We start from the raw sequence: 23,258 nt of genomic DNA on the forward strand, positions 1-23,258 counted from the left end.
GCCGAGTATGTGCGCAGCCGCCCAACGCGGCATATGCGATAGTCCGGCCTCCAGGCGGAGGATGTAATCGTCAGTCCGCCTGGGGTCACGAGTGTCGCTTCGCCCCAGCGCCGATCACGTCGGAAATGTCCCTGTTAGCCGACGTCGAGACAAGCGCGGGAGGTGTCCGAAAAAGGGCCAGAAGGCGACATCACTGACACATCACAATTGTCGCCGACGACCTCTTCGATTGAACTGCCTAGCTGTGAAGTTGCGCGTTGAGGCCGTCCCAATTTGGTGTACGTCTGGTTGCCTCAAGAGCGCCGCTCTGGGAATTACGGCGAAAAAGAAGACCCTTCTGGCCCGAGAGGTCTCTAGCTTTCAGGACTCGGCCATCTTCCAAACGGATGCGCGCGCCTGCCGTGACATAACAGCCCGCTTCGACGATGCAATCGTCCCCCAATGAAATGCCGATACCGGCGTTGGCTCCGATCAAGCAGCGCTCACCAACTGTAATCCTCTCTTTCCCTCCTCCGGACAGAGTGCCCATGATAGACGCTCCGCCACCAACGTCGCTGCCGCTTCCCACAACCACGCCGGCGCTGATCCGGCCTTCGACCATGCAGGCACCAAGCGTACCAGCATTAAAATTGCAAAAGCCTTCATGCATGACGGTTGTGCCCGGAGCCAAGTAGGCTCCGAGTCTTACGCGATCCGCATCTGCAATTCTCACGTCCGCAGGCGTCACATAATCAGTCATGCGCGGAAACTTATCCAGGCCGGTCACCTCAAACGCGAGAGCACGCTTTCGCGCCAGGATTCGCGCCTCCGGCACACGAGAGCATTCACAGGGACCGAGTGTCGTCCAGGCAACGTTAGGTAACAGACCGAAAATGCCTTCAAGGTTCAGGCAATTGGGCTGGACGAGCCGGTGGCTCAGTAGATGGAGTCGAAGATATGCGTCGTGCACATCAGTCGGCGCAGATGCAAGGGAGGCAATTTCCGTGCGAATGGAAACGATGTCGACATTGCGGATGTCGTCGTGTCGCGCATATCCGTCCGCCGACTCACCCAACGATCTGCTGATCTCGTTGCCCATCAGCCGCACCGTTGCCGCCTTGTCGGCCTGCGCAACCAACTCTAGCCGAAGAAACCAGGAATCCAACACACGACCATCAGCGGCAATGGTCGCAAATCCCTCTCCTCTCGCGCCTCCCAGTTCCATCGTCATTTGAATTTCTCGCGCTATGATCCAACACGTAGTGCATACGCGAGTTCTCGCAGAAATGGCAACTTAGGACACTCGAACACGTCCGCTCAGGGTCAAAAGCTGCCGATAGCGACCGACTTGGAGGGCTTCCGCTTCACCCCGCAGAGCCGACGTTCCCGATGGTCATACAGATGGTCAGCTAAGAGCCAGAACCGGACTTGTCTCACACCGCCGCGAGGCTTTGCGATTCTGGCAAACGCTGCGGCCGGGGACAAGCCACGATCATGGCTGGCAGCCAGGATCGCAGGAGCGTTCTCTTTTGCCCGCCGTCGGTGTTTGGTCGCGACCAGCGGGAGGACGGGCGATGCGGGGATTCCTCGGGGAGAAGATCAATCAGGGCGGCACGGCGGACATCCACGCCTGGGCGCCAGGTCAGGTCGTAAAACTGTTCAAGGAAGGCTTCCCGCCGCGGCTCGGCCAGCAAGAGGCGCGGATGACCCGCGCAGTCTTCGCCGCCGGCGCGCCTGCGCCGGAGGTGTTCGGCGAGGTGACGCTGGACGGACGCTTCGGCATCGTGCTCGGCCGCCTCGACGGGCCGACCCTGCTGGAGCTCACGCGCAGCGGCGCCGTGACATTCGCCCAGGCGGGCGCAATCATCGCGTCCCTCGGCTTGTCCGTTCACAGGTTGTCGCCACCGCCAGAGACCTTCCATCTGCGCGGCTGGATGGACACCACCTTCAGGCGCTCGGGCGATATCGTGCCCAAGCACATCGCCTCCGGCATCCTCGCGCTGATCGACCGCCTGCAGCAGCCGGACGACGGGCTGTGCCATGGCGACATCCATCCTAATAACGTGATCATGACGACGGATGGTCCGCGGCTGATCGATTGGACCTTCTCGATCCGCGCGCCTGCGGCCCTCGATCATGGGTTCACTCACATCAGCCTGACCGAGTTCGCCCTCGACGTCACCGACAATCCGCAGCGGCCGCTTGCAATCAATGCGGCCGCGCAATCCGAATACGCGCGGCTGTCGGGCACGCCGATCGCGGCGCTGACGCAGGCGATGGAGGCCTGGCTGCCGATCGCGATCGTCCGCTACTTCCTGATCATGGGCGGGCCGACAAGTGAGCGCTGGCAGCGCATGATGCAGCGAGCCGAAGCGGCCCTGCGCCCGCAGGACTGATTTCTTCAGCGCGCGTTACGCGACAGGCTCGCGCGCCAGACCCATGGCCCGCAGCGCCGAGGCAAAGGCCGCCAGGCGCTGCTCGCGATAGGCGGCCTGGTCGACGCCGTCATAGTTCATAAAGCCCTGCCCGGTCTTCATGCCGATGCGTCCCTCGCGCATGTTCGACGCGATGATCTCCGGCGCGGCGTAACGGCTATTGCCCAGCGCCTCGACCAGATAGCGGCTGGCGTGATGCAGGATGTCGCCGCCGCCCCAGTCGATGAATTCGAGCAGGCCCAGCACGGCGAAGCGGAAGCCGAAGCCATAGATGACGGCCTTGTCGATATCCTCCGCCGAGGCAACGCCCTCCTCCACCATGCGGGCCGCCTCGTTCATCGCCAGCGTCTGGATACGCGGCACGATGAAGCCCGGCCGCGCCGCACAGACCACCGGCACCTTGCCGATGCCTTCGAGCAGCGCCTTCATCCGCGCCGTGGTCTCAGGTGCGGTGCGTTTGCCGGGCGACAGCTCGATCAGCGGCACCAGGAAGGCCGGATTGAGCCAGTGCGCGTTGAGGAAGCGACCAGGGTGCTCGATCGATCCGGCGAGGTCATCGACCAGGATCGTCGACGTGGTCGAGGCGATGATCGGACCCTCGCCGGCAAGCCGCGAGGCCTCGGCCAACGCAGCCTGCTTCAGGTCGAGGATTTCCGGCATCCCCTCGAAGATGACATCGCAGCGCGGCAGCGCCGCGGCCGCCTCCTGCCGGGACACGATCGTGATCCTCTCGGCGATGGTGGACACAAGCTCCGACGGCAGGAGATCGATGCGCGAGAGAATATCGAGCGTCGCGCGGATTTCCGCCGTAGCGTCGGCCGCCAGCGCATCAAATGCCGATGCGTCCCGTTCCTTGAAGTCCACGACCACGACCCGGTGCCCAGCGAATGCGAAGACCACCGCAATGCCGCGCCCCATTCGTCCGGCACCGAGGCATCCGATGACCGGCTTCATCGAAAGCCCTCCGTGAGAAGGTTTTGCAATGCAGCCCTATCGAGATCTCCAAGGCCGAGCGAGGCCAGGGTCCGGCCGGTCGCCGTGAAATCCTCGCCGGCCACGGCAGAGCCGATCGCGAGGAACGCCTTCACCAGCGGTGTCCGCACGCCAGCAAGATCGCCCACCGAGGCGAGGAATGACAGACCCAGGCGCAGGTCCTCCAGCATGTAGCGGTGCTCGGTCAGAACAAGCCGCTCGGACCAGTCGCCGGAATCGGTGAGCTGCTCATGCGCGTCGCGCGCATACATCCAGGGCTCGCCATCGCGTGAATAGTGGTCAGCCAAAGGGAAATGCGGACCTCGATAGCCAAGCGCCTCGCGAATCGCGATACGTTCGGCGTCGAGCGCATCAGTGACGCGGCGGATTGCCGGCTGGGTTCCCTCCTTGTGGATATCCCACTTATCAAAATGCTCGATCGGACCGGCGTTCATCGTGATCAGCGGCGGATGGATGATCGGGCCGGCATTCATAAGCGCCCCTGAGAGCGCATCGCCGCACGGTTCGATCGCATTCGGAAACGCGCGCCCGATCACACCCAGCGCGTGGCGGGTGAGACGCGAGGGAAACACGCCGGTCGGCAGCCGCGCACCCCGGCCCGAGATGCGAACCGCATAGGGACCTTGCTTGCGCGCAAGCCATGGCAACGTCCCCGTCTCGGCGGTTGCGATCTCTGCCTGATTGCCGGCATCGCGCGCGGCGCGGGCGAAGATGTAGGAGCCGAACGTGCCAGGCGGCAGGAACACGGCCTGACCGCTGCGCAAGTGCGGCGCTGTGAGCTCGGCAATCGCCGGCTGCGCGAACGCGGGCGCCGGACACAGGATGAGATCAGCCGCCTCGACGGCTTCTGCGATCGACGCGGTGATGGCCGCGAGCCTGGCATCGCGGCGGCCCGACCGATCGATGACGGTGATCGTGCCGCCCTGGGCCCGATGCGCCTCGACATCCTTCGGATTGCGTCGCCATAGCGTGACGTCGTGCCCGGCCAACGTGAGATCGCCCGCGGCCGCGAACGAACCATTGCCTCCACCCAACACTGCGATCTTCAAGATGCCCTCCCAGTTCAAACCGTTACGCAGGCTTCGCTTTGAGTTGCTGTTCCTGCCAGGCCGCCCAGGTCGGGCGATCAATCTGAAACAAGTCGGTGGAGCGCGCATACCAGCCGCTGCCGTGCATGCGGGCAATCAGACCCAACGCCTGGGTGTTGATGTGGCAGCGCTCCTTATCCAGGATCACCGCGTCATCGATGTGGGCGCGGACGACGCGGCCGATGACGGCGGTCTGCCGCGGCCCCGTGACCAGCGACGCGAGGACCCGGCATTCGAACGACACGGGCGATTCCGCAATGCGCGGCGGGCGCACGGCCTGCGAAGCCGCCGGCGTCAATCCGGCCAGCCGGAGCTCATCGATCTCGGGCGGCGCATCGATGCAGGTGATGTTCATGGCTTCGGCGTTGCGCTCGCCGACGAGATTGACGACGAACTCGCCGGTATCGAGAATATTCGCGGCGGTGTCCTTGAAGCCATCCGCGCCCGCCAGGAGCCCGATCGCGATGGTGGGCGGCTCGTGCCCCATCACGTTGAAGAAGCTGAAAGGAGCGGCATTGATCACGCCGTTTGCGGAGAGCGTGGTGACCCAGGCGATCGGCCGCGGCGTCACCGTGGCCGTCAGGATCTTGTAGCGGTTCTCCGCTTCCAGCGTCTCCATGTCGAAGATCATGGCGACCTCTCAGATCGCCACCACCGGGTGGCGCAGGCGGCCGATGCCCGTCACTTCCGCCTCCACCACATCGCCGGGCCACAGCCACTCCTGCGGGCTCCGCCCGGCGCCGACGCCCTCGGGGGTGCCGGTTGCGATGATGTCGCCCGGCTCGAGCGTCATCGCGGCCGAAATATCCGCGATCAGATGCGGTACCCTGAAGAGCATGTGGCGCGTGTTGGACCGTTGCTTCTCGACCCCGTTCACGGTCAGCCAGAGATCGAGCGCGTGAGGGTCCGCGATTTCGTCCGCGGTGACGATGCATGGCCCAAACGGCGCATAGGTGTCCTGGCCCTTGGAATAGATCCATTGGCCGGCGCGGCGATTGTCGCGCGCGCTGACGTCGATCATCACGCTGTAGCCGAACACGAAGCCGAGTGCGTCGGCCTCCGCCACGCGGCGCGCGGTCCGTCCGATTACCACGGCAAGTTCGACCTCCCAGTCGAGTTGCTGGGTGATCTTCTTGTCGTGATGGATCGCTTCGCCCGGTCCGATGACGCTGGTCGGCGGCTTCGAGAAGATGATGGGCTGCTTGGGCAGGTCCCTTGCCGTATCGAGGGCGCGCGAGGACTCCGCAACGTGCTCGACATAGTTCAGGCCGATGCCGAAGATGTTCTTGCGGGGACGCGGGATCGGCGCCAGCAGGCGGACATTGGCAAGCGGCAATGCAGCGCCGACCGGCCAACCGCCTTTGCCTTCGTTCAATAGCCTCTTGAGCGCCGCCAGCGCCGGTGGTCCTAGATCGACGAAATCCAGCATCGATGATGGAAGGCAAGCCCCGGCATGCTGCCCTGCCTTCTCGACGTCCACGATGAGATCGTCGACAACCGCGCCGAGACGGGCGGCAGCTTCAACGCCGCTGCGAAAGGTGACGAGACGCACGGATTCTCTCCTAGGACACCAGGATAATCACATATGACATTTGCGGAGGCTGTCCGCCGGCTCCATTCGCCTCTCCCGCTTGCGGGGGAGGCCGACGCGTGCGCAGCGCGCGGCGGATGGGGGCTCTTTCCACAGTACGACTCGTGGAGAGAGCCCCCACCCCAGCCCTCCCCCGCAAGCGGGAGAGGGAGCCGACTGCCGACGTCGTTGCCACGCGAATCCCATATGCGATAGCCCTGCCTAGGAGATGAGGGGCTGGCGACCGCCATTGTCGCCGTAGGCTTCCTCACGATAGAGCCCGAGCGCGTGCATGACCGGCAGATCGTTGAAGGTAAAGAGACAGGCGTCTTCGCTGGCGGAGGCGTTCACATGCTCATGCCAGGCCCAGGATGGCACGCAGAAGATGTCCCGCTCCTTCCAGTCGAAACGCTTGCCGTCGATGATCGAATGGCCGCGTCCCTTGGCGACCTGATAGATGAAGCTGCCGGTGTGGCGATGGGCGCGCGTGCTTTCACCGGGCCGCAGCATCTGCATCGATGCGCCGATCGTCTGCATGACAGGACCACCAGTCACCGGATTCACATAGTTCATGAGAACGCCGTCAAAGAGCGAACCGTCGGCGGCCTTGGCATAGCGTTGCAGGGCCTCATAGGTGGGGCCCCACTCGTATTTCAGCAGTGGCGAGTATCCCCTCGACCATTCAGCACCCGCCGGACGCAGGCCCGGATTGCCCCAGGTGTGCGTCATGTCATCGACGGGATAGCCGACGCTCTGCTGCAGGTCGGGGTGGACCACATAGAAGTTGGCCTCGAGCGCGTTGACCAGGGGAATATCGAGACCGTCCTGCCAGATGCAGGCCGTGCCGTCGCTGGAGACGCCATGTTCGTGCCAGGTGCCGTTCGGCGTCAGCACGAAGTCGTTGGCGCCGAGCGTCATCTTGTGACCATCGACGATGGTGTAGGCACCCTCGCCCTCCATGATGAAGCGAAGCGCGGATGCCGAATGGGCGTGGGCGGACGCGACCTCGCCCGGATGCATCACTTGCAGACCCGAATAGAGCCAGCCAACCGCGGCGGCGTGGTCGCGGCGGCCGGGATTATTCAGATAGATCACGCGCCGCCCGGCCTTCTCCGGCGACACCAGTTCGACGGAGCGCAGCACGTGTGCGCGGAGATCCTCATAGCGCCACAGCACCGGAACGGAAGACGATTTGGGCTGCCAGGGCTCGATCTTGTTGGCGACCGTCCACAGCGCCCCGGTGTCCAGCCTTTCGAGCTCATCATAGTAGGCGAGCAGTTCAGGCGTATCCTCGACATTGGCGCGTCCGGCCACGTCTTCCCGATGGTTTTCGCGCGCTTTCGTACCCATCTCGCCCTCCCGTGCTGGCGCCTAGTCGGTCGCCACGACGTCAATTGACCCCGACGTGATCCTTGATCAGGCCCCCTTCAGGACGTCGCGTCCAATGATCAGCTTCTGGACCTCGGTCGCGCCTTCATAGATGCGCAAGGCGCGGATCTCGCGATAGAGCTGCTCGACGATCTCACCCGAGCGCACGCCGCGGCCACCGAACATCTGCACCGCGCGGTCGATCACCGCCTGCGCGGTCTCGGTCGCAACCATCTTCGCCATCGCCGCTTCGCGGGTGGTGGACGCCTTCTGCACATCGCGCCGCCATGCGGCCCGATAGGTCAGAAGCGCACTGGCATCGACGCCCGCGGCCATGTCGCCGAGCGCGGCCTGCGTCAATTGCTGGTCGCCCAGCACCCCGCCGAACATCCGCCTGCTTTTTGCATGCGCCGTCGCCTCATCGAGCGCGCGACGGGCGAAACCGAGTGCAGCGGCAGCAACCGACGCACGGAAGATATCGAGCGTGCGCATCGCGATCTTGAAGCCTTCGCCCGGCGAGCCCAAAAGCCGGGCCGCCGGAATCCGGCAGCCCTCGAACCGCAACGTCGCAAGCGGGTGCGGCGCCATCACGTCGATGCGATCGGCGATCGAAAAGCCGGGATCATCAGGCAGAACCACGAAAGCCGAAATGCCGCGCGCGCCCGGCGCCTCGCCGGTGCGCGCAAACAGCGTATAGACGTCGGCAATGCCGCCGTTGGAAATCCAGGTCTTCTCGCCATCCAGGATGTAGTGGTCGCCCTCACGTCTGGCACTGCAGCTCATGGCGGCGACGTCAGAACCAGCCTCCTTCTCCGACAAGGCAAAGGCCGCCACCCATTCGCCGCGGCGCGCCTTCGGCAGCACCAGCGCACGCAACTCGGGCGAACCTGATATCGCCACCGCGCCCGTGCCAAGCCCCTGCATCGCAAAGGCAAAATCGGCAAGCCCGCTGTGCCAGGCCAACGTCTCGCGGGCGAGGCAGATCATCCGGGAATCGATCACGGCATCGATCTGATCGCCGGCGACCGATGCCTCGAGCAGGCCTGCGGCGCCGAGCCTGCGAACCAGAGAGCGGCAGGTTCCGTCGACGTCATGACCATGGGTGTCGCCGAGATCGGCGGCAAACGCGTCGAGCGCGGTTGCATAGTCGCGGTGGCGGGACTCGAAGAACGGCCACGCGAGGTGCTCGCGCGACGGCCCGCGTGGTGGCGAAACCGGGGTCATGTGACTCTCCCGCAAAGGCCCGCACGCCGCCAAGCGCAACGCGCGTCAATAATGTTTCACTATTAAAATATCATGTCAAGCAGTGCCGATCGCAGCGCAGAGCGCGGCATCGTGCATAAAGCCTGCGAAACAAGCTCGCAATGCACGCAAACCGATATTCTGCCGTAGTCCGCGCACCGGCGCCGGCGAGTCCAATTGACATCATTTTTGTTTGATGACTAAACTATATTCGGTCTTGCGGAACACCGCGGATGGCCGAGGAGACGAGCATGGCAGAACGCTCTTTCGCGCGCGAGGTGGAAGACCTCAAGCTCGGCGCCGGCCAGGAATTTCGCGGCGAAGGCATCCTCGCCATCACCAAGGCCTTGCTCGAATGCGGCGTCAGCTATGTCGCCGGCTATCAGGGCGCCCCCATCTCGCATCTGATGGACGTGCTCGCCGACGCGCAGGACATTCTGTCCGATCTCGGCGTCCATTTCGAATCCAGTGCCAGCGAGGCAACAGCGGCGGCGACGCTGGCCGCATCGGTGATGTATCCGATCCGCGGCGCGGTCACCTTCAAGGCTCCGGTCGGCATCAATGTCGCGTCCGATGCTCTCGCCAACCTCACCTCGGGCGGCGTGACCGGCGGCGCGCTGATCATCATCGGCGAGGATTACGGCGAAGGCTCCTCCATCATGCAGGAGCGGTCGCACGCCTTCGCCATGAAATCGCAGCTCTGGCTGGTCGATCCGCGGCCCAACGTGGCTTCGATCGTCAAGGCGGTGCGGGACTCCTTCGAGCTATCAGAGGCGTCGAACACACCGGTGATGCTAGAAGTGCGGATTCGCGCCTGCCATGTGCATGGCCGGTTCGCCACTCGCGACAATGTCCGGCCGAGCTTTCCACTGTCCCGCGCGCTCGACCAGCCGTCGCGCGACACCAATCGCATCGTGCTGCCGCCGGCCTCGTTCCTGCACGAAAAGGAGAAGATCGAGAAGCGCTGGCCTGCGGCGATCGAATTCATCCACGCCCGCGGCATGAACGAGACCTTCAACGGCGATCTCGACGATATCGGCATCATCATGCAGGGCGGCATGTACAACGGCGTCATCACGGCGCTGCGCGAGGCCGGGCTCGCCGATGTCTGGGGCGAGACGCGCGTGCCGCTCTATGTGATGAACGTGACCTACCCGATCGTCGACCGCGAGGTGATCGACTTCTGCCGTGGCAAGAAGGCCGTGTTGATGGTCGAGGAGGGCCAGCCCGAATTCATCGAACAGGCACTGCACAAGATCCTGCGCAATGCGGACGTTCCGGCGAAGCTGCACGGGAAAGACCTGTTCCCGATGGCCGGCGAGTACACCGCGCAAGTGATGAACGAGGCGATCGGCGCCTTCATCCGCCGCTGGCGGCCCGATGCGCTGCCGGATTCCGCGCGCGCGCCGAACATCGACCGCGTCGAGGTCGACGACAAGATCCGCGCGCTGGCCGACGTGGTGCCGCCGCGGCCACCGGGCTTCTGCACCGGCTGTCCGGAGCGGCCGATCTTTTCCGCGATGAAGCTGGTGGAAAAGGAGCTCGGCCCGCATCATGTCGCCGCCGACATCGGCTGCCACCTGTTTTCGATCCTGCCCCCGTTCAACATCGGCGCCACCACGATGGGTTATGGCCTCGGCCCCGCGTCGGCATCGGCCTTCAACGTACCGGCGGGGAAACGCTCGATCTCGATGATGGGCGACGGCGGCTTCTGGCACAACGGGCTGACCAGCGGTGTCGGCAACGCCGTCTTCAACCAGCACGACGGCGTGATCGTCGTGGTCGACAACTACTATTCTGCCGCGACCGGCGGCCAGGACATTCCCTCTTCACGCGCCAACAACCGTTCGCGTTCGACCAAGCATCCGATCGTCGAGGCGGTGAAGGGTGTCGGCGCCACATGGGTGCGCCAGATCGACCGCACCTACGACGTAACGAAAATGCGGGATACGCTGCGCGAGGCGCTGACGACCGAGGAAAAGGGCCCGAAGATCATCGTCGCCTCGTCCGAGTGCATGCTGAACAAGCAGCGGCGGGTGAAACCCTTGGCGGCGGCCGCCGCCAAACGCGGCGAGCGGATCGTGCGCGAGCGCTTCGGCGTCGATGAAGACGTCTGTTCCGGAGACCACGCCTGCATCCGACTGTCCGGCTGCCCATCGCTATCGGTGAAACCGACCAGCGATCCGCTGAAGGACAATCCGGTCGCTGCCGTCGACAACAGTTGCGTCGGCTGTGGTCACTGCGGCGAGGTCGCGGACGCCGCCGTGCTGTGTCCCTCCTTCTATCGCGCCGACATCGTGTCCAATCCGACCGCGTTCGAGATGAGGCTCGACCGTCTCTGGCGGCAACTGATCGGCGCCTTGCAGCGCTGGCGGGCGGGCCGGCGGGTCACGTTTGAGCAGGAGGCGGCATGAACGTCTCCGTCGCACCCTCCTCCATCGGCCTCAGCCAAGCGCGCCCGATCAGCGTCGCGGTGCTCGCGATGGGCGGCCAGGGCGGCGGCGTCCTGGTCGACTGGATCGTTGCGCTGGCCGAGCGCCGCGGTTGGTACGCACAATCGACGTCGGTGCCCGGCGTCGCGCAGCGCACCGGCGCCACCATCTACTACATCGAGATGATCGCACCCGATGCGAGCAGGCCCGACCGCCACCCTGTGCTGTCGCTGATGCCGGCGCCTGGCAAGGTCGACGTCGTCATCGGCGCCGAGCTGATGGAAGCCGGCCGCGCCATCCTGCGCGGACTGGTTTCGCCCGACCGAACGCTCTTGATCGGCTCGTCACACCGCTCTCTGGCCGTGATCGAGAAGACCGCGCCCGGTGACGGCACCGCCGATGCGGCGCAGGTTTACGAGGCCGCGAATGTCGCAGCCAATCGCTTCATCGCATTCGACATGGCCGAGATTGCCGATGCCACCGGCAGCGTGGTCTCCGCCGTGCTGTTCGGTGCACTGGCGGGCTCAGCCGCCCTGCCCTTCGCGATCGAGGATTTTGAAGCCACGATTCGAGCCGCCGGTGTCGGTGTCGATGCCAGCCTGCGCGCCTTCGCCGCCGGCCGCGAGCGTAGCGCCGCCGCGCTCAAGCAGGACCCGAAGGTCAAGCCCGCGGCCAAACCGGCACCCGCAAAGCGCTTTCCGAGCCTCGAGCCGATCGGTCATGCCGGCTACGACGCGCTGGTCGCGCGGGCACGGAAGCTGCCCGCCGAGCTGCATGGCATCGTTGCGGCCGGCCTGCAACGCGTGGTCGATTTCCAGGACGTCGCCTACGGCGACGAGTACCTTGAGCGGCTGGAAGCCCTGCCGCGCGACGCGACCGGCCTGTTGCAGGCCTTTGCCAAGTATCTCGCGGTGGCGATGGCCTATGACGACGTCATTCGCGTCGCCGATCTCAAGACCCGCGCAGGGAGGTTCAACCGGGTGCGCCGCGAGGTACGGGCTGGCGACGATCAAGTCCTCGCCATCACCGAGTTCTTTCATCCGCGGATCGAAGAAATGGCCGGACTCCTGCCGCCGCGGCTTGGCGAGAAGCTGGAGCGCAGCAAACACCTCGCCCGGCTCATCGATCGTGGACGCAAGCTGCGCACCAGCGCGCCGCCGTCTTTCCTGCTTTTGTACTGCGTTGCCGGCCTGCGCCGCTTCCGTCGCGGCACGCTGCGGCACGCTCGCGAGATGCGCCATCTCGACGCGTGGGCGCAGCACGTGCAGAGATTTGCGGCAAGCGATCCCGCGCTTGCAACTGCCGTCTGTGAAGCCCGCCGTCTCGTCGGCGGCTATTCGGATACGCATACCCGCGGCGAATCCAAGTTCGACAAGGTGATGCGCGCCTCCGAGCGCCTGGCCGGCCGGCGCGACGCCGCCGAATGGGTGCAGCGGCTGACCAAGGTCGCGCTCAAGGACGCCGATGGCGCCGAACTCGACGGCGCGCTGCGCACCGTCGAGACGCTGTTCGAGGACGCCTGAGGATGGATCACTTCGAAGTCGTGGTGTCGAAGACCGAGGCGCTCACGCCGCGCATTCGCGAATTCGTGCTCAAGCGCGGCAACGGCGCGCCGATGCCGGGCTGGGCGGCCGGCGCGCATATCGACATCCATCTGCCCGATGTCGGCCGGCGTTCCTATTCGCTGATCGAGACCAATTCGCCGCGCGCGGCCGCCGAACACCCGACCAGCTATCGCATCGCCGTGCTGCTGGAAAGCAAGAGCCAGGGCGGCTCGACTCATATGCACGGTCTCAAGCTCGGCGATCGCGTGACGATCTCGCCGCCGGCGAACAACTTTCCTCTCGGCTCCGGCGCGGGCGAAGTTGTGCTGGTCGCGGGCGGCATTGGCGTCACACCACTGCTCACGATGGCCTGCGAGCTCAGCGTCGCGAGGCGTCCCTTTTCGTTCTACTACGCCGGGCGCAGCCGCGCCGAACTCGCTTTCCTCGGCGAGATCGAGCGGCTCGCAGGTGCCAACGCGAGCATCCACGCCGACGACGAAGCCGGCCGCTTCTTCGATCTCGATGGCTTGATGACGCGGCTCGGCTCCGACGTACCGCTCTACCTCTGCGGACCGCTGCCGATGATCGAAGCAGCGATCGCGCTGGCAAAGCGGTTGAACTGGCCGCAGGGACGGCTGCATTTCGAGATCTTCTCCGCGCCCGAGGAGAAATCCGGCGACGCCAGCTTCGAGGTCGAACTTAAGAGCAGCGGCCGCGTCTACGAAATTCCCGCCGGCAAAACCATCCTCGATGTCCTGCTCGAGGCCGGCGAGGATCCGATACACGACTGCAAGCGCGGCGATTGCGGGATTTGCCAGACCGCGGTGATCGAGGGCATCCCCGATCATCGCGACTACATCCTGAGCGATAGCGAGCGGGCGTCGAACAAGGTGATGCAGATCTGCATTTCGCGCGCGAAGACCAAGCGACTCGTGCTCGACCTGTGATGGAGGAACGCATGTCCCGGTATGCCGGCAACTCCGCGGCGATTCGCGCTCTGGTCCGCGACCAGGAGGTCCACCGCGATGTCTATGTCAGCGAAGAGGTGTTCCAGCTCGAGATGGAGCACATGTTCCCGAACAGTTGGGTCTATGTCGGCCACGACAGCCAGGTGCCCAACCCCGGCGACTATTTCGGCACGACGATCGGCACGCAGCCGGTTCTGCTGGTTCGCCACACCGACGGCACCGTGCACGTGCTGTACAACCGCTGCCCGCACAAGGGCACGCGCATCACCTCCGAGACCTGCGGCAACACCGGAAAGTTCTTCCGCTGTCCCTACCATGCCTGGAGCTTCAAGACCGACGGCTCGCTGCTCGCGATCCCCCTGAAAAAGGGTTACGAGAACACCGGCTTTGAACAGAGCGAGGCCGCGCGCGGCATGACGCCGGTGCGCCACGTCCGCAACTATCGCGGCTTCGTGTTCGCCAAGATCAACGACGGCGGCCTCGACTTCGAAGAGTTCTTCGGCGACAGCCTGTCCAGCTTCGACAACATGATCGACCGATCGCCGGTCGGGCAGCTCAAGGTCGCCGGCGGCGTGTTGCGCTACATGCACAACTGCAACTGGAAAATGCTGGTCGAGAACCAGACCGACACCTGTCACCCGATGGTGGCGCACGAGTCATCCGCCGGAACCGTGGTCGAGGTCTGGAAGAAGGCGCCACCCGGCACCAAGAAGCCGATGGCGGTCGAGATCATTGCTCCCTTCATGAGCCCGTACGAGTTCTTCGAGAACATGGGCATCCGGATCTGGGACAACGGCCACGGACATACCGGCGTGCACCACTCGATCCATTCCGACTATTCGGCGGTGCCCGGCTATTTCGAGAAGATGACGGCGGCCTATGGCGAGGAGCGCGCGAAGCTGATCCTCGGCGAGAACAGGCACAACACGGTCTACTTCCCCAACATCATGATCAAGGGGCCGATCCAACTGTTGCGGCAATTCAAGCCGATCGCGGCCAACAAGACGCTGGTCGAGTCCTGGACGTTCCAGCTCGTCGATGCGCCCGACATGCTGCTCGAGCGCACGCTGATGTACAACCGCCTGATCAATGCCCCCACCTCCATCGTCGGCCACGACGATCTCGAAATGTACGAGCGCGCACAGGAAGGCTTGCATTCGAACGGCAACGAATGGGTCAACCTTCAGCGCCTCTACAGCCCCGACGAAGCCGGCCAGACCAATGTGGCAGTCAACGGGACCAGTGAGTGGCCGATGCGCCACCAGTTCCGGGCCTGGACCAAGTTCATGACGATGGGGATGTGACCATGACGATCGTTGCCGAAGCCCCTCTTGTGAATGCCGAGCCCACCGATCGCGAACTGATCGACTTCGTGATACGCGAGGCGCGGCTGATCGATCAGCAGCGGTTCGACGAGTGGCTCGCCCTGTACGCCGATGATGCCTTCTACTGGATGCCGCTGGAATGGAATCAAACCGATCCACGCCTAACCTGCTCCCTGATGTATGAGGATAAGCTGTTGCTCTCGATCCGGGTCGAGCGGCTCAAGGGCGCACGAACCTTCAGCCAGAAGCCGAAGAGCCGCTGCCATCACGTGCTGCAGACGCCGCAGGTCGATGCGCGCGACGCTGCCGCCAACCGCTACGTCACCTGGACCCCGATGCATTATATCGAGACCCGCATGGAGGAGCAGACGCTCTACGCCGCCTGGGCCACGCACCATTTGAGCGTCGAAGACGGCAGGCTGCGGATCAAGCTCAAGCGCGTCGATCTGATCAATTGCGATGCCGCCTTCGGCAACATCCAGCTCTTCATGTAGGGAACAATGAGCGTGGCCAACTACACGGCAATCGTCACCGGCGGCAATACCGGGATCGGGGCTGCGATCGCGCGTGATTTCCTTGCCGAGGGCTATCGGGTGATCTCGCTGTCACGCCGCAAGCCGGACTGGAGCCATCCGAAGCTCTCTTCCCACGAGGTCGACCTGCTCGATGCGGCGGCGACGCGCCAGGCGGCCGCGGCGATCGCCGCGACGGTTGCGATCACTCATATCGTGCACAATGCGGGAGCGATCCGGGCCAAGCTGCTGGAAGAGGTCGAGGACGAGGACGTCGGCGCCCTGGCGCAACTGCATTTCGGCGCCGGAATTGCGCTGGCGCAGGCGGCATTGCCCAGCATGAAGCAAGCGCGCTTCGGCCGCATCGTGCTGCTGTCCTCCCGCGCGGCGCTCGGCGCTGTCACCCGCACGGTCTATTCGGCGACCAAGGCCGGTATCATCGGCATGGCGCGGACCTGGGCACTGGAGCTCGCCCCGTTCGGGATCACGGTCAATGTCGTAGCCCCTGGCCCGATCGGAGATACCGAGATGTTCGAGAGCGTGATGTCGCCGGAATCGGAGCGCGCCAAGGCACTGGCGCGCTCGATTCCGCTTGGTCGTCTCGGCAAATCCAGCGACGTTGCGCGCGCAGTCAGTTTCTTCAGTTCACCGGATGCCGGCTTCATTACCGGGCAGACGCTCTATGTCTGCGGCGGGGCCAGCATCGGGTCGATCTCCATTTAGCTTCGGTGAGAACGCCAGCCATGGACGCCACGGTCAAACGAAAGACCCGATCCCCGAAGAACGCGCGCCCACCGCCGCTGCGGTCGATCGAGCCCGCGCACGAGTCCGACGGCGCGCATCTCGAGCTACGGATCTGGCTCCGACTGCTCGCCTGCGCAACCAGGATCGAAAAGGCGCTGAACGCGCGGCTGCGCAAGGAGTTCAGCACCACGCTGGCCCGCTTCGACCTGCTGGCGCAGCTCGAGCGCAAGCCGGAAGGCGCGACCATGTCCGAGGTCTCCGATCTCCTGATGGTCTCGAACGGCGCCATCACCGCGCTGGTGCAGAAGCTGGAAGCCGACGGCTTGATCCATCGCGAGGTCGATTCCGAGGATCGGCGCACCTTCCGCTTGCGCCTGTCGCAGGAGGGCGCAAAGGAATTCGGCCGTATGGCGCGTCGCCACGAGGAGTGGGTGATTGCCCTGATCGGCGAGCTGTCGCCCGTCGCGCAGTCCGATCTATTGCAACATCTGACCCTGCTCAAGCGCCGCCTCGACAAGCATGCCTGACGACCCCGGCCACTTTCAACGGGTCGATGTCCCGCCGAGATTCCAGCCGCGGCCGTTTTCGCCGAACATCTCGTATCCGGTCGCCGTCACCGCAATCGTGTCCTCGAGCTTGATGAAGCCGCGCTCGGGATGCTTCATCGTGGTTTCGACTGAAATGACCATGCCGGGTTCGAGCGGGCGATCGGCATCGGCCGCATCGTAGCGGACAGGACCCGAGGCGGTCAGCCGCGGCGCTTCGTGGCTGACAAGGCCCATGCCATGAGCCAGGAACTCGGTGTTGTTGCGCTGGCTCGTCCCCTTGAGCGCGCGTTCGGCTGCGGTATAGATCACGCCGCCCATCGCGCCCGGTTTGATCACCGCGAAAGCCGCTTGCTCCACGGCGTCGATCTCGGCCAACAGGTCCCGCAACTCGGCATCCGGCTCGCCGAGCACAGCCATGCGGGCGAGGTCCCCGATATAGCCGTGATAATTGCCGCCTGAATCAAGCGAGAGCACGTCGCCCGCTTCCCAGCGCTGCTCCGACGGCGCGCGGTTGTGGCTCTTGCCTGCGGCCAGCAGGCAATATTCAAAGGTCAGCCCACGCTTCACCTCGGCGACCCGTAGTGCTTCGAACAACTGCCGCTTGGTGACGCCGGGGCCGTGATGGGCAATCACATCGAGCATGGCTTCGGTCACGAGTTCGGAGGCGGCCCGCAGCTTGGCGAGTTCGGCAGGCGTCTTCACGGCGCGCAGCCGTTCCAGCGCAAACAGCGCATCCTTGATCTCGCTATTGGGAAAGGCGTCCTGCAGCGCCTTGCCGGCATCCATCGGCAGGAAGGCGGTCTCGACGCCGATGCGCCTGGCGGGCACGCCGCTGGTGCGGATCATTTGAACGGCAGTCGCGATCGCATCCAGGCTACCATGGCCGGAGGTCTTGAGCGTCGGCACCCAGGGACGCACCACCTCTCGCTGATGCGTCTCCAGTCCGTGGCCAACATAGCCGGCCTTGTCAGGCGCACCCTTGGCGTAGATCATCACGGGCAGATAGCGGCTGATGCCGAGCGCATCCATATAATCGAAGAAGATCGCCCGCTCGACATCGAGCATGTATTGCACGTTGTGTTTGGATGTGACGAGCAGCACGTCGAGGCCCGCCTCCTCCATCAGCCGGTCAAGCTTGTCCGTATCGAAGGGGATTGCCCGGGAGCCCTGTCCAGTCTGAACGCTGTCCTGCATGACATCCTTCCCTGTCTTCCGTGTTTGTCGTGACGGCGCTTGGGCAAAAGCTATGATGGCGTCGGCCGCGCCGCAACGCCGACCTCTGCCTCGCGGCCGGGACGGGCGACACCTGTTCCCGCACCTTCACCAGGTTGCGACGCCTCTAACGCGAGCGGGCGGCCATGGGTTTCGATACCAAGCACCGTGAAAGCGAGCCCGATCGCCAGCCCGCAGGCTGCAAGGAACAGGAACGCCGGCGTTACGGCATCGATGGTGGCCTTGGGCGTAATCAGGTTGGAGGTGCCGGCAATCAAGGCGAGGCACAAGGGACCCGCGATCTTGCCGACGCCATTGGCGGCCTGCGCGAGCCCGACGCCGCGCGCACTGAGGCGGACGGGAAAGATTTCCGCCGAGTATGGCGCGATGTTGGAGAAGCCGCCGTCAAAGAACAGTGCTGCCGGGATCAGGAGCACCACGAAGGCAGGATAACCGAACAGCGTCCGGTCGAAGAACAGTCCGGCCGCGCCGAGCGACAATGCGATACCATAGCCCATGATCTCGCCACAGCGCCGGCGGCCGATCCGCTGCGCCAGCACGGAAAAGATGGCACGCCCGATCATGCCGGTGAGCGAAACAATCACGAATAAATGAGCTACCTCGACGGCCGACACACCCATCAGCAGAGCGACGATCGTTGGCCCCCACAGAAACACGCCGTAATTCGCCGTGCTGGCGCCGAACCAGACGATCAGTGTCAACCAGATCCGCCTTGGTTCCTGTAGCAGCTCCGCAAAGCCCGCACTTTGCGCCTTGGCGACTGTCTCGATCGCCGGTGACGACGGCAACGCTTCCGGCGCGACGCGCAGCGCGCGTGCGACGATCCGGCGCGCCTCCGCATCGCGGCCGCGCGACACCAGCCAGCGCACTGATTCCGGCATGATCAGCCCAATCAAGAGCGCCGGCAGCAAGGGCAGGAAACCAAGCGCGGCAAGGCCACGCCAGCCGATCTGGTCCAGCAGGGTCGCGGCCGACAGCGATGCGGCAAGGATGCCGAGCGAGACCGGGATGACGGTCGCGCTGGTGACGAGGGTGCGGTGGCGCGTCGGCGTATACTCCACGATCAACGGCACGGCGACCGAGGCTGCGGCGCCGACGCCAAAGCCGACGAAGAAGCGCAGCACGGCGAACGCGATCCATGCCCCGTCCGGTATCAGCGAAACAGAGCCCGCGCTCAACGCGCAGAGCGTGACACCGGCGACCAGAAGCACCTTGCGGCCGAACCGGTCGGCAAGCGCGCCCCACGCCAGCGATCCCATGATTGCACCGACGCCGGCGCTGAGCAGGATCAACGAGGTCTGCCCGAAAGTGAGCTGCCATTGCGGCGCCAGCACCGCAACCAGGAAGCCGACGACGTAGTAGTCGAAGTAGTCGAACACGCTGGTCGAGATGCCGAGCGCGATGCTGATCCAGTAGCGGGCGTCGAGCCGCGCTCCGTCATAGGCTGTGACGAGATCCTCCCCTGCCTTCGCCATGGTCGTCCTCCTCCACGATTGCTTTAGTTATCGTTTTGCAGAAAGGCTCTCACTTGCGCCGCCATCGACGCCGGATCCTGAATCGTGCCGACATGGCCAACGCCTTCGACAATGGCGGTGCGCGCGCCCGGAATCTCTCGCACCAGCGACAGCGTGTGCGCGGGCGGAATCAGGCGGTCCTCGCTTCCCGCCAACACCAGGGTCGGCGCCTTGACGGCAGCGAGCGAGATCTCGACCGGCTGCGCCAGCACCGCACTGCGACGTTCTCTTCGTCCGGCGTCACGCTTGTTGCCCGTGAAGAGGGAGAGCGCATCCGGATGAGCCGCGACGTAGCCTGGCGTGAAGAAATATTCGGCGAAGGCCGGCAGACTCTCCGGCAGGCGTGCGCGCAGCTCGGCAAACCTCGGAAAGCCTTCCGGGTTGATCGAGGCGACGGGCACACCGACGCGGAAGGTCGAGGCGAGTATCAGGCAATCAATGCGTGCGGGGTGACGAACGGCTGCCACCTGTGCGATCGCGCCGCCGAAGGAAGTGCCGAACACATGTGCGCGCGCATAGCCGAGCACTGCGACCAGCGCGGCGAGGTCGTCGGCAAGCTCACCCAGGCCATAAGGCTGCGGCGGGTTGCGCGTAGCACCGGAATCGCGCTGGTCATAGGCGATGACGGTAAAATGTGGTGCAAGCGCCGCCGCAAACGCGTCGAACATGGCATGATCGGCTTCCGCGCCATGCAGCAGGAACAGGGGTGGCCCCTCGCCGCGGCGCCTGAAGCTGATCGAGATGCCGTTGGCTTCAACCGTCTCCATGGCTAGTGCAACACGGAGTGCAGAGCGCCGGCGAGCTCGCGCGCGGGATCCTGCGGGATGTAGGGCATGCGCCAGGCCACGTGACCGTCCGGCCGGACCAGCGCGGCGCCGCGCAGGCCCATCTGGATGCCGTCCGATTGATGCGCGTTCGGCAGTTGCTGCAGATTGAGCGGGATGCCAAGCCTGTCGGAAACTGCGCGGCCGGCCTCCAGCCAGTCACCGCCTTGCGGGCCGGTGACGACGGTGAACTCCTTGTCGAACCAGTCGAGCGTCGAGCGCTTGCGTGCCATGTCGAGCCACAGATGCGGAAAGCGTCCCCCCGGGCGGTCCGATGGAAAATAGGTCCGGGTCAGGTGGCCGCCCCGTGGCGTGCCGTCGGGGATCACGGCGCCTTCCTCGTAGGAGAAGCCGAGCGCCTGGCCGATCGAGTGCAGATGGTTGTCGAGGTCGTTGACCCAGAAGCGGATGCGGTCCTCGTTGCCGGAACGCACCGCCTCGTCGAGGCGGCGGAAGCGGATCATGTTGCCGTAGCTGAAATCGGCATTCGATTGCGCAACCGGGCGGCGCTCGACGTCATAGCTCTCGAGCAGCCGCTCCGAGGCTGCCCCGCGCAACACATAGGCGAGCTTCCAGGCAAGGTTATGTGCGTCCTGCACGCCTGAGTTCAGGCCGAAGCCGCCGGTCGGCGGAAAGCGATGCGCGGCGTCGCCGACCACGAACACGCGGCCCTTGCGGAACTGCGCGGCAACCTGCTTGCTCATCCGCCAGATCGAGCGGTTGAGCAGCGTCACGTCGAGGTCGGGGACGCCGGCGTGGGTCCGGATGATCTCGATGGTCTCGGCATCCGTCCACGGCCGCGGCCGCTCATCCTTCTCCTCGCCGATCTGGATCACCGACAGCCAACGGTCGCGGCCGTTGGTGTTGAGGATGCCGGCTCGCCGCGGCATGCCCGGCTGGTCGCTATAGACCTGATAGCCGGCGGCCTCTCGCGTGATCGGAAAGCGTGAGAGATCACCGCGCCAATATTCGTTGAGCATGACGGCAAGCGTCGCCGGGCCCACCATATCGATGTCGGCGCGGCGCCGGGTCTGGCTGCCGGCACCGTCGCAGGCAAGAAGATATCGTGCGTGCCAACGCTCGCTGCGACCGGTCTCCACCGAGCGGATCTCGCAGATGACGCCGTCTTCGACCTCCTCGAAGCCAACGAATTCGGTCGAGAAATGCACCTGCACGAGGTTCGAATGCTCGATGACCTTGTAGATCTCCTCCTCGACCGCATCCTGCGCGACCAGCGATTTCCACGCCGGGGTCTGGCCGAGATTGGGCTCAGGGCGCGAGCGGCTGATCTCGCGGCCGGCGATGCTTTCCACCTGAACGAACATGTCGGACGAATCCTGCAAGCCGCGATCGCGGATCGCCTGCTCAATGCCCCATTGGCGGAAAATCTCCATGGTGCGGACCCAGCAGCCGCGCGACTTCGGATGATCGGTTGTGGTCGGGCTCTTCTCGACGATGATGGCGTCGATGCCGAAGCGGTCGAGCAGCAGCCCCATCGCGAGCCCAACCGGTCCGCCGCCGACGATCATGATCGATGTCCGGCGCGGCGTCTCGACAGACGTGCCCATGTGCGTTTCCTTCCCGTTGCGCGTTGTTGGCCCACAGGATGCGCCGCTTTTGACATCTCGCAAGAATATGTTTGATATGCTCTCCATCTCATTCCGAGATGGAGGCGGCGATGGACCTGCGTCAGCTTCGCTATTTCATCGGTGTGGCCGAGCGCGGCGGCTTTGGCGCCGCCGCCAGCGCGCTGAACGTGGCGCAGTCCGCGCTCAGCCGTCATGTCAAGGAGCTCGAACGTGAGCTGGGCGGCGCGCTGCTCACGCGCACCGCGCGCGGTGTCGCAGTGACGGAGTCCGGCAAGGTGCTGCTGGAGCGCGGGCGGTGGCTGCTCGGCTTGGTGGACGACGTCAAGGCGGAGGTGCGCACCGAGAACCGCGAGCCGAGCGGCACCGTGCGGCTGGGCGCGCCGTCGAGCGTTGCGGAGATCTTCTACCCGCCACTTGCCCGCCTCGTTGCCGATCGTTTTCCCCGGGTCCAGCTCGAGCTCGGCGAAGCTCTGACCGAGCTTGCCTGCGACCGCCTGCTGCGCGGCCAGCTCGATCTTGCGATCGTCACGGCGCCGCAACCGAACGACCATCTGGCCTATGAGACGCTGGTGGTGGAGCAGGTGTTTCTGATCGGCCCGCCGCGCGATCCCCTGCTGAAGCGCGGCAGGATGACAGTCAATGACGTGAAGCGCCTGCCGCGTGCCATCCTCCCGTTGAGCCGCACGCCGTTCCCCGCGGAAGTCCCCTCGTTCGTGCGGGTAGAGAGCAGCACGCCGATGAAGCGCATCGTCGCATCCGGTCTTGGCTACGCACTATTGCCGTACTCCGGCATCTCCCAGGAGATCGTCGCCGGTCAGCTCGCCGCGGCGCTTTTGCCCTGGATGCGCGCCGAACGGGTGCTCGCTCTGCCGCGCGGCCGCCCCATCAGCAGAGCAACGCGTGAAACCACGACCCTGCTCAAGGAAATCTGCGGCGACCTGATCCGCGATGGAATCATCCGGACTGCGCAGCGCGCGATCGCGCGCAAGAGGACGACCTGACGGGCCGTCCCCGAAGCGACGCATCCCGTCGGTCGCAGCAACCGGGCTCCTAGAGCATGATGGGATTAGGTTGGCCTGAAAACAGCGTCGGAGGCCACCTGTCCCTTGGGAGAGGTCGATTTGCGCAGCAAATCGGGTGAGGGGTTACGGTCTATCGAGAGCGCAAGGCCCCTCACCCGGATTGCTTCGCAATCCGACCTCTCCCCGTCGGGGAGAGGTGGGCAGAAGCTGCTGCGAGTCGATTCGACCCGATCCCATCGCGCTTTAATCCCGAAGGCTCTGGATGCCTGTCGGCGCGCGGAGCGGCGATAACGCAAAAATCCGGAGCGCCGGTTCTGATGCGACCAAA

At 64.8% G+C, this 23,258-nt stretch carries 20 protein-coding genes; 9 read left to right on the forward strand and 11 right to left on the reverse strand.

The window, feature by feature from the left end:
* Window positions 1-238: 238 nt before the first annotated feature.
* Complete coding sequence (gene dapD, locus P6U30_RS23015) at window positions 239-1,210, reverse strand: 2,3,4,5-tetrahydropyridine-2,6-dicarboxylate N-succinyltransferase (protein WP_407165188.1); 972 nt, start codon at window positions 1,208-1,210, stop codon at window positions 239-241.
* A 343-nt stretch (window positions 1,211-1,553) separates the two neighbouring features.
* Between dapD and P6U30_RS23020 the strand changes: the two genes are divergently transcribed.
* The gene (locus tag P6U30_RS23020; RefSeq protein WP_407165189.1) at window positions 1,554-2,375 is read left to right on the forward strand and encodes a phosphotransferase; all 822 of its coding nucleotides are present in this window, start codon (window positions 1,554-1,556) and stop codon (window positions 2,373-2,375) included.
* A 15-nt stretch (window positions 2,376-2,390) separates the two neighbouring features.
* Here the strand turns inward: P6U30_RS23020 and P6U30_RS23025 are convergent, their stop codons facing one another.
* The 6 genes from P6U30_RS23025 to P6U30_RS23050 form a co-directional block, all read right to left on the reverse strand.
* A complete protein-coding gene (locus P6U30_RS23025; RefSeq protein ID WP_407170514.1) occupies window positions 2,391-3,332 on the reverse strand; it encodes a 3-hydroxybutyryl-CoA dehydrogenase in 942 nt (313 codons plus the stop codon).
* A gap of 32 nt (window positions 3,333-3,364) precedes the next feature.
* Window positions 3,365-4,456 carry an NAD/NADP octopine/nopaline dehydrogenase family protein gene (locus P6U30_RS23030; RefSeq protein ID WP_407165190.1) on the reverse strand — a complete coding sequence of 364 codons (1,092 nt, stop codon included), beginning with the start codon at window positions 4,454-4,456 and terminating at the stop codon, window positions 3,365-3,367.
* Window positions 4,457-4,478: 22 nt separating this feature from the next.
* Entirely contained in the window at window positions 4,479-5,114 is a 636-nt protein-coding gene (locus P6U30_RS23035) for a flavin reductase family protein (RefSeq protein ID WP_407165191.1), read from the reverse strand.
* A 21-nt stretch (window positions 5,115-5,135) separates the two neighbouring features.
* Complete coding sequence (locus P6U30_RS23040) at window positions 5,136-6,047, reverse strand: fumarylacetoacetate hydrolase family protein (RefSeq protein WP_407165192.1); 912 nt, start codon at window positions 6,045-6,047, stop codon at window positions 5,136-5,138.
* A gap of 240 nt (window positions 6,048-6,287) precedes the next feature.
* Window positions 6,288-7,415: a cupin domain-containing protein gene (locus tag P6U30_RS23045; RefSeq protein WP_407165193.1), complete on the reverse strand. Its 1,128-nt coding sequence runs from the start codon at window positions 7,413-7,415 to the stop codon at window positions 6,288-6,290.
* Between the two features lie 66 nt (window positions 7,416-7,481).
* Window positions 7,482-8,657 carry an acyl-CoA dehydrogenase family protein gene (locus tag P6U30_RS23050; protein WP_407165194.1) on the reverse strand — a complete coding sequence of 392 codons (1,176 nt, stop codon included), beginning with the start codon at window positions 8,655-8,657 and terminating at the stop codon, window positions 7,482-7,484.
* Between the two features lie 269 nt (window positions 8,658-8,926).
* On the opposite strand from P6U30_RS23050, the gene P6U30_RS23055 reads away from it, so the two are divergent.
* The 7 genes from P6U30_RS23055 to P6U30_RS23085 are packed head-to-tail and all read left to right on the forward strand — an operon-like array spanning window position 8,927 to window position 16,727.
* Window positions 8,927-11,089, forward strand: coding sequence for a thiamine pyrophosphate-dependent enzyme (locus P6U30_RS23055; protein WP_407165195.1), 2,163 nt, complete (start codon window positions 8,927-8,929; stop codon window positions 11,087-11,089).
* A complete protein-coding gene (locus P6U30_RS23060) occupies window positions 11,086-12,630 on the forward strand; it encodes an indolepyruvate oxidoreductase subunit beta family protein (RefSeq protein ID WP_407165196.1) in 1,545 nt (514 codons plus the stop codon). The genes P6U30_RS23055 and P6U30_RS23060 overlap by 4 nt, the downstream gene beginning before the upstream one ends.
* A 2-nt stretch (window positions 12,631-12,632) precedes the next feature.
* Window positions 12,633-13,598 carry a PDR/VanB family oxidoreductase gene (locus P6U30_RS23065; protein WP_407165197.1) on the forward strand — a complete coding sequence of 322 codons (966 nt, stop codon included), beginning with the start codon at window positions 12,633-12,635 and terminating at the stop codon, window positions 13,596-13,598.
* A gap of 11 nt (window positions 13,599-13,609) precedes the next feature.
* Window positions 13,610-14,923, forward strand: a complete 1,314-nt coding sequence (locus P6U30_RS23070) for an aromatic ring-hydroxylating dioxygenase subunit alpha (RefSeq protein WP_407165198.1) — start codon at window positions 13,610-13,612, stop codon at window positions 14,921-14,923.
* Window positions 14,924-14,925: 2 nt separating this feature from the next.
* Window positions 14,926-15,438, forward strand: coding sequence for an aromatic-ring-hydroxylating dioxygenase subunit beta (locus tag P6U30_RS23075; protein ID WP_407165199.1), 513 nt, complete (start codon window positions 14,926-14,928; stop codon window positions 15,436-15,438).
* 6 nt (window positions 15,439-15,444) lie between these two features.
* Window positions 15,445-16,179, forward strand: coding sequence for an SDR family NAD(P)-dependent oxidoreductase (locus tag P6U30_RS23080; RefSeq protein WP_407165200.1), 735 nt, complete (start codon window positions 15,445-15,447; stop codon window positions 16,177-16,179).
* Window positions 16,180-16,199: 20 nt separating this feature from the next.
* A complete protein-coding gene (locus tag P6U30_RS23085) occupies window positions 16,200-16,727 on the forward strand; it encodes a MarR family winged helix-turn-helix transcriptional regulator (protein WP_407165201.1) in 528 nt (175 codons plus the stop codon).
* 15 nt (window positions 16,728-16,742) lie between these two features.
* Here P6U30_RS23085 and P6U30_RS23090 read toward each other — a convergent pair whose 3' ends face one another.
* The 4 genes from P6U30_RS23090 to P6U30_RS23105 form a co-directional block, all read right to left on the reverse strand.
* Window positions 16,743-17,942 (reverse strand): M24 family metallopeptidase, encoded by a 1,200-nt coding sequence (locus tag P6U30_RS23090; RefSeq protein WP_407165202.1) that lies wholly within the window; start codon window positions 17,940-17,942, stop codon window positions 16,743-16,745.
* 50 nt (window positions 17,943-17,992) lie between these two features.
* Complete coding sequence (locus P6U30_RS23095; RefSeq protein WP_407165203.1) at window positions 17,993-19,456, reverse strand: MFS transporter; 1,464 nt, start codon at window positions 19,454-19,456, stop codon at window positions 17,993-17,995.
* 23 nt (window positions 19,457-19,479) lie between these two features.
* The gene (locus P6U30_RS23100; protein ID WP_407165204.1) at window positions 19,480-20,163 is read right to left on the reverse strand and encodes an alpha/beta fold hydrolase; all 684 of its coding nucleotides are present in this window, start codon (window positions 20,161-20,163) and stop codon (window positions 19,480-19,482) included.
* Between the two features lie 101 nt (window positions 20,164-20,264).
* A complete protein-coding gene (locus P6U30_RS23105) occupies window positions 20,265-21,887 on the reverse strand; it encodes an FAD-dependent monooxygenase (RefSeq protein WP_407165205.1) in 1,623 nt (540 codons plus the stop codon).
* Window positions 21,888-21,997: 110 nt separating this feature from the next.
* Here P6U30_RS23105 and P6U30_RS23110 point away from each other — a divergent pair, with 110 nt between their 5' ends.
* The gene (locus tag P6U30_RS23110) at window positions 21,998-22,909 is read left to right on the forward strand and encodes a LysR family transcriptional regulator (RefSeq protein WP_407165206.1); all 912 of its coding nucleotides are present in this window, start codon (window positions 21,998-22,000) and stop codon (window positions 22,907-22,909) included.
* Window positions 22,910-23,258: the final 349 nt, after the last annotated feature.

Source organism: Bradyrhizobium sp. ORS 111, from assembly GCF_045571485.1.
Taxonomy (GTDB): domain Bacteria; phylum Pseudomonadota; class Alphaproteobacteria; order Rhizobiales; family Xanthobacteraceae; genus Bradyrhizobium.

Coding starts and splice junctions, on each gene's coding strand:
- dapD (WP_407165188.1), bottom strand. CDS start 1,210: ATGACGATGGAACTGGGAGGCGCGAGAGGAGAGGGATTTGCGACCATT.
- P6U30_RS23020 (WP_407165189.1), top strand. CDS start 1,554: ATGCGGGGATTCCTCGGGGAGAAGATCAATCAGGGCGGCACGGCGGAC.
- P6U30_RS23025 (WP_407170514.1), bottom strand. CDS start 3,332: ATGGGGCGCGGCATTGCGGTGGTCTTCGCATTCGCTGGGCACCGGGTC.
- P6U30_RS23035 (WP_407165191.1), bottom strand. CDS start 5,114: ATGGAGACGCTGGAAGCGGAGAACCGCTACAAGATCCTGACGGCCACG.
- P6U30_RS23045 (WP_407165193.1), bottom strand. CDS start 7,415: ATGGGTACGAAAGCGCGCGAAAACCATCGGGAAGACGTGGCCGGACGC.
- P6U30_RS23050 (WP_407165194.1), bottom strand. CDS start 8,657: ATGACCCCGGTTTCGCCACCACGCGGGCCGTCGCGCGAGCACCTCGCG.
- P6U30_RS23055 (WP_407165195.1), top strand. CDS start 8,927: ATGGCAGAACGCTCTTTCGCGCGCGAGGTGGAAGACCTCAAGCTCGGC.
- P6U30_RS23060 (WP_407165196.1), top strand. CDS start 11,086: ATGAACGTCTCCGTCGCACCCTCCTCCATCGGCCTCAGCCAAGCGCGC.
- P6U30_RS23065 (WP_407165197.1), top strand. CDS start 12,633: ATGGATCACTTCGAAGTCGTGGTGTCGAAGACCGAGGCGCTCACGCCG.
- P6U30_RS23070 (WP_407165198.1), top strand. CDS start 13,610: ATGTCCCGGTATGCCGGCAACTCCGCGGCGATTCGCGCTCTGGTCCGC.
- P6U30_RS23075 (WP_407165199.1), top strand. CDS start 14,926: ATGACGATCGTTGCCGAAGCCCCTCTTGTGAATGCCGAGCCCACCGAT.
- P6U30_RS23080 (WP_407165200.1), top strand. CDS start 15,445: ATGAGCGTGGCCAACTACACGGCAATCGTCACCGGCGGCAATACCGGG.
- P6U30_RS23085 (WP_407165201.1), top strand. CDS start 16,200: ATGGACGCCACGGTCAAACGAAAGACCCGATCCCCGAAGAACGCGCGC.
- P6U30_RS23090 (WP_407165202.1), bottom strand. CDS start 17,942: ATGCAGGACAGCGTTCAGACTGGACAGGGCTCCCGGGCAATCCCCTTC.
- P6U30_RS23095 (WP_407165203.1), bottom strand. CDS start 19,456: ATGGCGAAGGCAGGGGAGGATCTCGTCACAGCCTATGACGGAGCGCGG.
- P6U30_RS23100 (WP_407165204.1), bottom strand. CDS start 20,163: ATGTTCGACGCGTTTGCGGCGGCGCTTGCACCACATTTTACCGTCATC.
- P6U30_RS23105 (WP_407165205.1), bottom strand. CDS start 21,887: ATGGGCACGTCTGTCGAGACGCCGCGCCGGACATCGATCATGATCGTC.
- P6U30_RS23110 (WP_407165206.1), top strand. CDS start 21,998: ATGGACCTGCGTCAGCTTCGCTATTTCATCGGTGTGGCCGAGCGCGGC.